Annotated in this window: 9 protein-coding genes; 3 read left to right on the top strand and 6 right to left on the bottom strand. The window is 66.3% G+C overall.

The genetic code is table 11. From position 1 onward, the window contains the following. Nucleotides 1–6 precede the first annotated feature (6 nt). The 4 genes from ABDZ81_RS00895 to aroA form a co-directional block, all read right to left on the bottom strand. Nucleotides 7–339: a hypothetical protein gene (locus ABDZ81_RS00895; protein ID WP_343771923.1), complete on the bottom strand. Its 333-nt coding sequence runs from the start codon at nt 337–339 to the stop codon at nt 7–9. Next, the gene (locus tag ABDZ81_RS00890; RefSeq protein WP_343771922.1) at nt 336–653 is read right to left on the bottom strand and encodes a MarR family transcriptional regulator; all 318 of its coding nucleotides are present in this window, start codon (nt 651–653) and stop codon (nt 336–338) included. Before ABDZ81_RS00890 ends, ABDZ81_RS00895 begins: the two co-directional genes overlap by 4 nt. 424 nt (nt 654–1,077) lie before the next feature. Beyond that, nucleotides 1,078–5,181, bottom strand: a complete 4,104-nt coding sequence (locus ABDZ81_RS00885) for an Eco57I restriction-modification methylase domain-containing protein (RefSeq protein ID WP_343771921.1) — start codon at nt 5,179–5,181, stop codon at nt 1,078–1,080. A 79-nt stretch (nt 5,182–5,260) separates the two neighbouring features. Next, on the bottom strand, nt 5,261–6,556 hold the full coding sequence (gene aroA, locus ABDZ81_RS00880; protein ID WP_343771920.1) for a 3-phosphoshikimate 1-carboxyvinyltransferase: 1,296 nt from the start codon (nt 6,554–6,556) through the stop codon (nt 5,261–5,263). Nucleotides 6,557–6,855: 299 nt separating this feature from the next. On the opposite strand from aroA, the gene ABDZ81_RS00875 reads away from it, so the two are divergent. Continuing rightward, a complete protein-coding gene (locus ABDZ81_RS00875; protein WP_343771919.1) occupies nt 6,856–7,875 on the top strand; it encodes a DUF7504 family protein in 1,020 nt (339 codons plus the stop codon). A 63-nt stretch (nt 7,876–7,938) separates the two neighbouring features. After that, a complete protein-coding gene (locus ABDZ81_RS00870) occupies nt 7,939–9,111 on the top strand; it encodes a M24 family metallopeptidase (protein WP_343771918.1) in 1,173 nt (390 codons plus the stop codon). Nucleotides 9,112–9,183: 72 nt separating this feature from the next. Here ABDZ81_RS00870 and ABDZ81_RS00865 read toward each other — a convergent pair whose 3' ends face one another. Both ABDZ81_RS00865 and ABDZ81_RS00860 read right to left on the bottom strand, forming a co-directional pair. Continuing rightward, nucleotides 9,184–9,774 carry an archaellin/type IV pilin N-terminal domain-containing protein gene (locus tag ABDZ81_RS00865; RefSeq protein ID WP_343773345.1) on the bottom strand — a complete coding sequence of 197 codons (591 nt, stop codon included), beginning with the start codon at nt 9,772–9,774 and terminating at the stop codon, nt 9,184–9,186. A gap of 131 nt (nt 9,775–9,905) precedes the next feature. Next, nucleotides 9,906–11,099, bottom strand: a complete 1,194-nt coding sequence (locus tag ABDZ81_RS00860; RefSeq protein ID WP_343771917.1) for an acyl-CoA dehydrogenase family protein — start codon at nt 11,097–11,099, stop codon at nt 9,906–9,908. A 97-nt stretch (nt 11,100–11,196) separates the two neighbouring features. On the opposite strand from ABDZ81_RS00860, the gene ABDZ81_RS00855 reads away from it, so the two are divergent. Next, on the top strand, nt 11,197–11,994 hold the full coding sequence (locus tag ABDZ81_RS00855; RefSeq protein WP_343771916.1) for an RIO1 family regulatory kinase/ATPase domain-containing protein: 798 nt from the start codon (nt 11,197–11,199) through the stop codon (nt 11,992–11,994). The last annotated feature ends 193 nt before the right edge of the window (nt 11,995–12,187 follow it).

The raw sequence follows: 12,187 nt of genomic DNA, 5'->3' as shown, positions 1-12,187 counted from the left end.
GATCGGTCACCGGACGCCCAGGTACTCGGCGGATTCGTTTGCGATCTTCTCGACAGTGTCATCGACGAGGTGGCACTCCACGCCGTGGATGTCGTCGTTCCGAATCGTCACGACCGTCCACGGATTGACGTAGCTCTCGCGCGGGAGGGTTCCGCTCGCGAAGTCGTCGTCGGAAAGCGGGATCGCCACCGATCGGCGAGTCGTCGTCACAGCCGCGTACAGGGATTCCTCGTCGGCAAACGGGTGGGTGTCGTCGCTCAGGCAGACGTACGGTCGATAGTCGTGGTCGGCGAGCAGATCCGGCCCCTTGACCACGGCACCGCGGGAGTACCCCGTCATTCCTCGCCGTAGTAGTCGTCGGTCGTCGACGACGAGCTGGCTCCCCGCTGTGCCGCGTAGGAGGCGAGCCGGTCGTCCTCCGCGATCGCCCAGTACCGCCCCTGGTGACGGACCAGTCCTCGGTTCTCCAGGCGCGACAGCACGGCGCCGACGCTGCCGCGCTTGATGCCGGTCTCCTCGTGGAGCTCCGTCTGCGTGTACGCCTTGTCGTCGTTCGCCGCGAGAAACCGGACGATTCGGTAGGGCTGCGTGCCCTCCTTGAGGTCCAGCACGTCCGCGGGTTCCTCGTCGAGGCGGTCGATGTTGATCGGCACGTGTACTACTTTGTAATAGAACGCAATAAGTCTCTCCCCTTTCCGAGAAGTATCGTCGCTCTGTCCGCGGATACCGGGTGATCGGCGCGCGCTGTCGAGCCTCTCGTGGCGAGACAGCGCCGCGCGAGGGGCGAGCGAGGGAGCACCGCGACCGAGTGAGCCGGTTGGGGAGGACGAGGCTGCGGTTTCGGGCGGGAATGAAAGGGGCCGCCGCGCTCGGTCCGGTGAGGCGAAGCAAGCACTGGAGCGACCGGAGGGAGCGAAGCGCGCAGCGAGCCGCAACCGGTCGAGCGCGGCGGGGGCTTTCAGAGAATTGTCGTCGAGTGCTGTTCGAGAGCGCGCGGCGGGGCTTTCAAGGTGTTGTCCCGCTTCCAGAGAGCGACCGATAGCGCGAGACCTCCGACCCATCCAGCACCCAATTCCGCTACTCTCCGACCGCCTCCTCGACGATCTCGATCTCGTCGTCCGACAATCCGTACAGCTCGTACACGATTTCGTCGATCAGCGCGTCGGTCTGCTCGATTTTCTCCTCTAACTCCTCCGCCCGGGCCGTCGTCTCGACGTAGCTCTCCAGGCCGGCCTCCACGTCCGCGACGCGGGGCAGCGTCAGCTTCCGCAGGCGATCGACCAGCGAGTTCGTCTTCGTGGCGGTCTCGCGGAAGTCCGCGAACCCGCCGGCCTCGTCGACCGCCACCGGCACGAACGCCTCGATCAGGTCCGCCTCGGTCTCGGTGAGGTCGGTGATCCGCAGCGCCGGCAGGGGGTCGGTCTCGGTGTAGCCCCACTGGTCGGTTTCGTGCGCATCTTCGTCGTCGGGCTTGTACCGCGCGGTGAGTTTGATCTCGACGGTGCTGTCGGACTCCCGCCGCACGACGACCTCGCCGACGCGCAGGTTCGGCTTCTGCTCGGTCGTCTGCTGGAGCACCGAATCGGCCGAGCCCTCCGGGGGCTGGGTGAGGCCGACTTCGGAGAGGGTCTGGCCCTCGGTGTAGGAGCCGAGGTGGTCGAGGAGGGAGAGGTTGAGATTATGCAAACGCTCACGCAGTCTGGTCGCTTCCTGCGCAAGCTCGCCAAGTGAATGTTCGTCTGCATCGAACGATTCTACTACAGGAAGTTGCTCCATATACTGCGTACGGAATTCGTAATACAGGCTGTCCGCCGTGCTTCCTTCGAGTTTCGCAACAATCTTCGAGAGATAAAAAAGACACAGACTACTATTCAAGAACGCAAGTAGTCCACGATTCGATGACGGAATAAAGAAACATTTGTTGTTCGGATACCGGTGTTGGTCATCAAATACGAAACGGGCCTCAGGAGCTATCTCTGGATAGAGGATTTTATCAGATTCAATAAATTCGGCATAGGCCTCTTGTGGTTGCTGAAGTTCATACCAGGAGTCGATAGCTGCTCGCTGTTCAAGGTCACTTCTGTACTGTTCGAGATGCTCTTTTACAGCTGGATAGTCATCGATATCAACATCACTGTGAACGTACAGAAGCCATTCCTTTCCAGTCTGGATGTGATACCGACGGAGTTGCTTTCCCCTTACGAGTGGCTTCGCGAGTTCCTCTGTTCGCGGATCTTTGTCGACGAGGTCATTCTTCCGTTCCTCGCTGATTATAAACGCTGAATTGAGCCCTGTCTTCACCCCCCATCCTATTTGTCCATCCTCGATCCACTCTGCGAGGGATTTTCCTTGATCCTCGACTTTTTCCATCAGATTCGAGACACTCTGATCGACGAGACGCCAAGTCTCACCGCTAAGACCATCACTAGATACCTTGTGCCCCATCTTCTCCACCTCATCAGAAAGAGAAACAAATTCTAGGTTCTCGATCGAAGCGTAGTACCCGGGGTCTGTCGACTTCGCATCTTGTTCGGTCAAAACAATCGCAGAGCGAACAGTCGCATCAGGAAATACGGGGAGTCCCCCGAAGTCTACGATTTGCTGAATGGTCGTCTCTCGTCCGAGTAGTGAACGAACAGACTTGCCGTAGTTTGCTCGAAGAAATTTATTCGAGATGATGGAGCCGTACTTGCCATTCTGTCTCGATAGTTCGATCGATTTCTCAATGAAGTACGTGTATAAATCCGTGCGGGCGGCGTGAACCTCGTATGAGCTCTCAAGATACCCTTTGAGCGATTTGAATTCCTCCATCCGCACATACGGCGGATTCCCGACCACTGCATCGAACCCAGACCCATCTAGCTTCACCCCGTCCTCCCCGAAGAACACCTCGGGATACTCTATCTCCCAGTGGAAGAAGTCCTCCTCTTTCGCAGTCGCCTGCGCACTCCGGAACCAGTCCCGCTCCTGAATCTCGGCCCACTCGTCGTCGTCCTCGATCGCACGGGCCATCTCCTCGTAGGCGCCCTCGGGGACGTCCAGCCCGAACTGCTCGGCCGTGTCGACGTTCGCCAGTGCGAACAGGCGCTGGTACAGCGGATCGGCCCGGATCTCGTCGTACAGCTCCTCCATCGACTTGATGTCCGAGAGCGTCTCGTTGTCGATCGCCAGCAGGTCCTGCATCAGCTCCATCACGTGCTCCAGCGTGGACTGGCGGACGTGCGCGAGCGCCTGGGTGAGCGTCAGCTGGCCGTCCGAGGGCTCGTCGTCCTCCGCGAGGACCTCCGTGATGTCCGAGCCCACCAGCGAGTTGCCGGTCTTGAGGTGGTGATCGAGGAAGGCCAGGGGCTGGTCGGCCGCCAGGGTTTCGAGCCACATCGACAGCTTCGCCAGCTCGACGGCCATCCCGTTGACGTCGACGCCGTAGATGCATTCGCGCGCGATCGTGCGCCGGATCGCCTGCTCGTCGCGACCCTGCTCGCCCTCGCGGACGACCGCCATCACGCGCTCGGTGAGATACCCCGTCGCCTTCGTGAGGAAGTGGCCCGACCCCATCGCGGGATCGAGGATCGTCAGATCCTGCACGCGGCCGTAGAACCGCCCGAAGTACGCCGGGTCGCTCGGCTCCAGCCCGTCGGCCCGGAGGTCCTCGTCGATCTCCTCCAACAGGGGGTCGATCGTCTCCTCGACGATATACGAGACGACGTAGTCGGGCGTGTAGTACGCGCCCGTCGCCTTGCGCTCGCCCTCGTCGTTGACGACGTACAGCTCGCCCGCCTCGACCAGCTCGACGAAGTCGGCCGCGCTGACCTCGGTGGCTGGCTTCCAGACCTGTCCGCCGTCCTCGCGCACCGCGGCGTACTGCTCGGACGCGATGCGGAACTCGTGTTCGAGCAGCCCCTCGTAGATCGATCCGAGGTGGCGCGTGTCCAGGTCGGCGTAGTCCGCCAGCACGAACGCGCCGTCCTCGTCCTCCGTGGTTCCGAGCCGGTAGATCACCTCCGCGATGTAGCGGTCGGCGACCTCGTGCTCGGCGAGGAAGGTGTGTTCCTCGCGGTTGAACAGCCCGCCGTTGTACGGCGGGATGCCCAGCGACTCCTCGCCCGAATCCACGAGCCGGAACAGGTCCTGCAGGCGCGACCACATCGACGTGGAGTACTCGCTGTACTCGTCGAGATCCTGCCCGCCCTGGACGTCCTCGTGGATATCCAGCCTGAGCTGGTCGAGGCTGAAGTTCTCCTCGTACTCGGCGACCGACGCGGGGTCGTCCGGGTGGATCAGGTCGCGGGACTCGGCGTAGAGCACGAACATCAGCCGGTACAGCAACACCAGCGACTGCTCTTTGAGCTCCGCGAGCGACTCCTCGTCGTCGGGGTCGATATCGAGGTCGTTCGTCTCGACAAAGCCCTCGCCGAGCACTCGTAGCGCGGTGAAGACGTTGTCCTGCAGGTCCTCGCCGAGCTCCTTGGCTGCGGTCTCGCTTTCGGACCACACGCGATCGAGGAAGGAGGTGCCGTTGGTCTCGACGAACGCGTCGGGCCGGAAGAAGGCGTAGAAGTACTTGAACGCCTCCAGGCTCCCCGACTCCAGCAGTTCCGGCAGGTCGACCTCGTAGTATATCTCGGTCGCGTAATCCTTCGTTCCATAAAGACGCCACTTGCGCCCGTTGGTCAGGACGCCCCAGCGAAGGTCCTCGGGCGTGCGTTCGAGGTAGTAGCGGATCTGGTGGGACGCGTCGCGATACTGGCGCCGCTCGTCGAAGCGCTCCGTGAAGTCGGCGTCCCACTGCTTGGCTTCGAGCACCGCGCTCGCGGGGCTGTACATCGCCTCGGCGTCGCCGGACTGTTTCTTCAGCGCGGCGCCGCGACGCCGCTCGGCCGACTCGAACAGCAGTCGGTCGTTGTACCCGCTGCTGTCGCCCGGCAGCGTCGTCTCCGAGAGCGTGCCGAACCCGAGCGCGTCGAGCACCTCGTCGATCCAGCTGTCGAGCAGCTCGTCTTCCTTGTACGATGCCACGAGATCGCCTTCGAGATCCCACAGCTCGCGCAGTTCCTCGAACGCCTCGGCTGCCTCGTCGTCGCAGTCCCACGCGTCGAGGTCGTCGACGCGCTCGTCGAGGTAGTAGCCCGAGAACAGGTTCGAGTTCCGGTAGGGCTCCGATGGCAACGTCGCCTGGCTCATTGGGTCGTATCACTCGCCGCATCTCGTATTAATGTACGGTATTTGACGAGCAAGCCCTCGGACAGAAACTAGCCCGGCACTACTCCCGCACCACGTCGACGCCCAGCTCCTCGAACGTCCCGAAGAAGCCGGGGAACGAGACGTCGACGTGCTCGCCGCCCCGAATCGTCGTCGACCCGTCCGCGACCAGCCCGGCCACCGCCAACGACATGACGATCCGGTGGTCCTTGCGCCCGTCCACAGTAGCCCCCGAGAGCTCCGTCTCGCCGCCGTGGATCGTCAGCACGTCCCGCTCCTCGGTCACGCTCGCGCCCATCTTCCCGAGTTCCTCGGCCATCGCGCTGACCCGGTCGGTCTCCTTGTAGCGGACGTGCTCGCAGTTCTCGATCCGGGTGTCGCCGTCGGCGATCGCCCCAAGCGTCGCGATCGTCGGCAGGAGGTCCGGCGTGTCGCCGACGTCGACGGTCGTCCCGGAGAGGTCGGAGCGCTCGACCGAGATGACGCCCGCCTCGCGATCCCAGTCGATCGCGGCGCCCATCTCTTCGAGGACGCCGACGATCGCGCTGTCGCCCTGCGCGCTCGGCTGGGCGCCGCGCACGTCGACCGTCTCGCCATCCGCGGCCGCCACCGCGCCGGCCGCGAGGAGATACGACATCGACGAGAAGTCGCCCGGGACCGCGTACTCCCCTCCCTCGGGCGCGTAGGACTGCCCGCCGTCGACCGCGAACCCAGCGTCGGTCCGGCGCGCGTCGACGCCGAAAGCGTCCAGCAGCTCGATCGTGATGTCGACGTACGGCGCGGATTTGAGCTCAGTTTCGAGATCGATCTCGACGCCCTCGTCGGTGACCGCGCCCGCGAACAGCAGCGCGGAGATGAACTGCGAGGAGACGTCGCCCGGGATCGACGCCGTGCCGCCCGCGATGGGGCCGTCGATCACCAGCGGCGCTTGGCCGTTCCCGCGCGTCGAGCGGGCGCTCCCGCCCAGCTGCTCGATGGCGTCGAGCAGCGGGCCCTGCGGGCGCGAGCGCAGCGACTCGTCGCCGGTCAGCACGGTGCCGCCGTCGGCGAGCGCCGCCGCTGCGGTCACCAGCCGCATCGTCGTCCCGCTGTTCGCGCAGTCGACCACGTCCGCCGGCACGTCGGGGCGGCCGGCGAAGCCCTCGACGTCCAGCGACCCGTCCTCGCGCTCCTCGACCGACCCGCCGAACGCCTCGACGGCCCGCATCGTCGCCCGGATGTCCGCGCTCGTCAGCGGATCCCGCACGGTCGCGCCCTCGGCGTAGCCCGCGGCCAGCACCGCGCGGTGGGTGTAGCTCTTCGACGGCGGCGCCGCCGCCGCGCCCCGAACCCTCGACGGTGAGATCTCGACGTTCATGCCCGATGGGTCGGGCGGGGGGCGTATCACAGTACCGGAACCGGGCGGCTCGTCGGATCGGGCGGCTCGTCGACGCCGGAGCTGGGACAGGCGTCGACCGTTGGCGAGGTCGACGATCGAAGCAGGGACAGGTCGAGACCGGACAGGTACTGACGAGCCCGGGAGCGGGTAGTGCTAAAAGGTCACAGTTGCGATCATATAGTTTTTGCTTGATAGTGGGGTAAACTCTGATTAACCAGGGGTATTGATGCTTAATAAAAAAATACTGAAGGGTTCGGGACCGCTCTGTCCTCCCAACGATGGCGAGTAGGCCCCTGTCGACGCAACTGGAGGATTCGACGTCGGTACTCCTCGTGGCGCCGGCGTCGGACCCGGCCGACGATCGCGCCTGCGTGGACCTGCTGACGTTCGACGATCCGAGACGCGAGAACGTTCTGAGCGTCACGCTCTCCCAGACGCCCGCCGAGCGACTGGCGCTCTGGAAACGGGAAGGCGACGGGACGATACCCAACCGGGCGGCCGTCGTCGACGGGTGCGCGTCGTCGACGGATGCCGAGCGGGCGGCGGTCGCCGAGGAGGTGTCGGAACTATCGGTCGACGTGCTGTCGGACACCGCCGGGCCGATGGAGCTCGCCCTGACGATCGGCCAGTACCTGGGCGAGTGGGCCGAGGACTCCGAGCGGACGCTCGCGTGCATCCACTCGCTGTCCGAGCTGCTCGACTCGTTCGCCCGGGGCGAGGTCGTCCAGTTGATCAACGCGCTGGACGCCCGACTCGAGGCGACCGACGCCGTCGCCCACTACCACCTCGACCCCGAGGCCCACGACGAGCAGACCGTCGCCGACGTCCGGCCGCTGTTCGACGCCGTCGTCGAACACGCCCCGGAGGACGGCTGGACCGTGACGACCTCCTCGCGGGACGAGGCGCCGCAGTTCCGCGGCGAGACATCGGCGCTGTACCCGGATGAGACCTCGCCGGAGCAGCTGCCGCTCGATCACTCGCTCGACGACGTGTTCGAGTTGCTCGCGGACGAGCGGCGGCGTCGAGCCACGTACGCGCTCGCCAGGTCGCGGACGCAGATCACGTCCCTGGAGCGGCTCGCCGACGAGGTCGTCGATCGGGAAGTAGCTCGCGGCGACGTGACCGGGCCACTCCACCGCCGAGAGGTCGAAATCGCGCTCGTGCACAACCACCTGCCGCGGCTCGACGAGGCCGGGCTCGTGGAGTACGACCACGAAACCGGGGAGATCGAGAAACGGGGGTTCGAGCCCGGGCTCGTGACGTTTCTCAGGCACGTCGACCGGCTCGAACGCCCCTGACCGCTCGGTCGGGACGACGCCGGACCCCGATATCTTTTATCCGCCACCGCCCACCAATCGGGTATGGATCCGGACCTCTCGCGACTCGCCGCCGCCGTCGAGGAACACGGCGCCGACGGCTACCTGTTCGACGGCCACGACGACTCCGACCAGTACTACGTCTGCGGGTTCGACGCGCCCGACCCGTTCCTCGCGCTGTACGACGGTGCCGACGTCCACCTGCTGGTCTCGGGCCTGGAGTACGGCCGCGCCGAGAAGGAGAGCCGCGCCGCCACGGTCGCGCGCCTCGGCGAGTACGACTACCAGGAGCGGGCGGCCCGCGACGGCCCGAAGGAAGCGCGACTCGACGTGATCGCCGCGTTCCTCGCCGACCACGGCGTCGGCGCCGCGCTGGTTCCCGGGTCGTTCCCGACGGGCACCGCCGACGGGCTGCGCGAGCGCGACCTCGGCGTCGCCGTCGAGCGCTCGGACGTGATCACCGAGATCCGGTCTGTCAAGACCGACGAGGAGATCGACCACGTCCGGGCGGCCCAGCGCGCCAACGAGGCCGCGTTGCGGAGAGCCGAGGAGCTGATCGCGAACGCCGAGATCCGGGACGGCATCCTGTACCGGGACGACGAGCCCCTGACCAGCGAGTTCGTCAAGCGGGAGATCGAGATCGAACTGCTGCGAAACGGCTGCGCGCTCGACGAGACGATCGTCGCCGGCGGCGCGGACGCGGCCGACCCCCACGACCGCGGCAGCGGGCCGCTGTCCGCCGACGAGCCGATCGTCGTCGACATCTTCCCGCGGGACAAGGAGAGCAAGTACCACGCCGACATGACCCGAACGTTCCTGCGGGGCGAGCCCTCCGAGGAGGTCCGCGAGCGCTACGACGCGACCCTCGAAGCTCAGGAGGCCGCGCTCGACGCCGTCGCGGCGGGCGTCACGGGCAAGGCGGTCCACGACGCGGTCTGCGACGTCTACGAGGACGCGGGCTACCCGACGCTGCGCTCCGACCCGTCGACGGAGGTCGGCTACATCCACGGCACGGGCCACGGCATCGGGCTGGACGTCCACGAGCAGCCGACGCTGAACCCGACCGGCGAGGAGCTGCAGGCCGGCCAGATCGTCACCGTCGAGCCGGGCCTCTACGATCCGGAGTTCGGCGGGATCCGGATCGAGGACCTCGTGGTCGTCACCGAAGACGGCTGCGAGAATCTGACCGACTACGAGAAGCGACTGGTGCTGGACTGACCGTCCGATCCCGTCGCGCAGCGGCGTCGAGACGCCGCGGCGCAGTCTGAACACTCCGATACCACAGCGGCGTCAGAGCGCGACGTCGTCGCCCTCCTCGTACGACCGGAGCGACTGGGGTGCCCCGACGATCTTCGTCTGGACGCTCCCGCCGGCGCCGACGACCCGGATCGTCGCCCGCTCGCCCGGTTCGAGCCGCGCGTCGCCGTCGAGCGAAATCCGGATCGAAAAGCGGTCGCTCCTGTCGTTCAGTACCGGCGCGCTGGCGTCGTCGTCGACCAGCGGCTCGACCGCGAACGAGCCCGCGTCGGCCGTCTCGCCGTAGCCGAGCGTCCGCTGGCGCGTCGCGCCCACCAGTTCGATCGACGCCCCCGAGAGATCGATCTCGCCGGCGCCGGGCGAGGTCGTCACCGTCAGGTTGACGCCGTCGACCGTCCGGTCGCCGCCGTCGACGTCGATCGTGCCCGTGGCGCCGACGACGAGGATCTGGTCGCTGACCTGCGCAGAGGAGTCCTCGCTGGTCGCCTCGGCCGTGTTCTGGAGCATTCCGGCGGTCGAGATCAGCAGCGTCGCACCGAGCGCGGCGACGACGATCATCGCGGCGAACACGATCAGCGTCTCGACGCCGACCTGACCGCGGCGCCGCGGCGAAGCGTCTGTCAGGGTCGCCCCCCGTGGTTACACTCCGGAGACCTCGATCGGCGCACTCTCCGAGTACCTGTCCGGCGAACGGACATAATTGTCGTGCCTAACTGAAGAGGCATCCGGACGGACGCGGCAGCCGTCGGCAGCAGTTAGAGCCCGAGTTCCCGCCCGATGACGAGGTGTTGGATCTCGCTGGTCCCCTCGCCGATCTCCATGAGTTTGGCGTCCCGGTAGAACCGCTGGGGCGCGAAGTCGGTCGTGTAGCCGTAGCCGCCCAGCGTCTGGATCGCCTCCTCGGCGACCTCGCGGGCGGTCTCGCTGGCGTCTAACTTCGCCAGCGAGGACAGCCGCGTGCAGTCCTCGCCCTCGTCGTAGGTCCAGGCGGCCTTGTGAGTCAGCAGGCGCGAGCGCTCGATCTTCCGGTCCATCGCGACGAGCTTGTCCCGGATCGCGTCGAACTCGGAGATCGGCTGGCCGAACTGCTCGCGCTCGGTGGCGTAGGATCTGGCGGCTTCGTAGGCCCCCTGCGCGAGCCCGACCGACAGCGCGGCGATCGAGATGCGTCCGCCGTCCAGCGTCTTCGTCGTCTGGCGCCAGCCGTCGCCCTCCTCGCCGAGCAGGCGATCCTCGGGGAGCCGGCAGTCGTCGAACCGGATCTCGCAGGTCGGCGAGGCGTTCAGCCCGAGCTTGTCCCAGACGGTCGTCACCTCGAACCCGTCGTCGGCGTCGGGGTCGACGATGAACGTCGAGATGCCGTCGTAGCCCGCGTCGGGATCGGTGACGGCCTTGACCAGGATCGAACCGGCGACGTTGGCGTTCGTGATGAACTGCTTGGTCCCGTCGAGAACCCACTCGTCGCCATTCTGAGACGCCTCCAGCGTCTCAGAGCTCGCCGAGCTCTGCTCGGGGGTGTCCTTTCGTGCGCGCGTGTCCATGTCGCTGGCGTCGCTCCCGCTGCCGGGCTCGGTGAGCGCCCACGCGCCCATGTGTTCGCCTTCTGCGAGCGGGCGGAGCCAGCGCTCTTTCTGTTCCTCGGTGCCGAACATCTCGATCGGCTTCGAGCCGAGGCTGACGTGGGCGGCGTACGACAGCCCGATCGCGCCCGACACTCGGCCCAGTTCCTCGGCGACGAGCGCGTACATCAGCTGGTCGCCGCCGAGGCCGCCGTACTCCTCGTCGACCGGGACGCCCATCACGTCCAGCTCCGCGAGCTGGTCGAAGATTTCGTCGGGAAACCGGTGCTCGTCCTCGATCTCCTGGGCGATCGGCGCGATCTCGGCCTCGCAGAAGTCCCGGACGCTCTCGCGGATCATCCGGTGCTCGTCGGGGACGCGAAACTCCATGCGTGAGAGTTCGCGGACGCCGAGCATAAAGATCACGAACGATTGATACACTCAGCCGGCGAGAGGCATTTAACGCTCCCAGCCCACCGTTCGCGTGATGGACCTGCGCGGCATCGTCCGGGGCACCGTCGGCTGGCCCCAGCTGGAAGCCATCGGCGCCGAGCTGGCGCGCCGCGCCGACCGCGAGCAAGTGCGGATCACGTTTCTCGACGCCGACAACTGGCTGTCGACGCCGCTGGTCGTCGACGAGCGCTGGTTCGTGAAGGTGATCACGCCCCAGAACGCGCTCGTCCACGCCGTGCTCACCGGCGCGAGAAACGCCGGGGTCTTCTCCAGCGGGACCGAGGGCTTTTTCGGCCGGTTCGACGGACCCGTCGAGATGGCGCGCCACGAACTGGAGGCGACACGCGAGATGCGCCGGATCGGGCTGAACGCCCCGGCGCCGGTCGGCGTGTTCGAGTTCGACGAGTTCGGCGTCCTCGTGCTGGAGTACCTGAAGGACTTCCGGACCTTCGAGGACCTCTCGACCGCCGAGAAGCGACGCCGCGCCGACGAGCTGTTCGGCGCGCTCCGGCGGATGCACGACGACGAGCTCGCCCACGGCGACTTACGCGGGGAGAACGTTCTGATCGCCGACGACGAGCTGTACTTCATCGACGCCACCTACGTCCGCGAGGAGGGGCTGGCGTCGGCCCGTTCGTACGATCTGGCCTGCGCGCTGGCCGTGCTCGCGCCGACGATCGGCGCCCGAGACGCCATCGAGGCAGCGACGACGCACTACTCGCCGAAAGAGGTGCTCGCCGCCCGCGAGTTCCTCGATTTCGTGAAGATGCGCCCGGACCACGACTTCGACGCGGCGCTGGTGAAAGGCGAGATCGAGAAGGTCGCCGACTGAGAGCGCCGCAGCTACACGGTTGTGCTATTGTGAAAGCGCGAAAGGCGGAGTGGGCCGAGGTGGGACGCCGGGTGGCTCCGGCGTCGGGCCCGCTTCGAGCGAGCAGCGGGACGCCGAACCGGAGCGGCGGGATCGCCTAGGTCGATCCCGGAGTCGGGTCGAGCGCGACGAGCGTTGTGCCGGAACGACGTGA

This window comes from Natronoarchaeum mannanilyticum (genome assembly GCF_039522665.1).
In the GTDB taxonomy this organism is placed as follows: domain Archaea; phylum Halobacteriota; class Halobacteria; order Halobacteriales; family Natronoarchaeaceae; genus Natronoarchaeum; species Natronoarchaeum mannanilyticum.
This window is presented reverse-complemented; position numbering and strand designations above follow the sequence as displayed.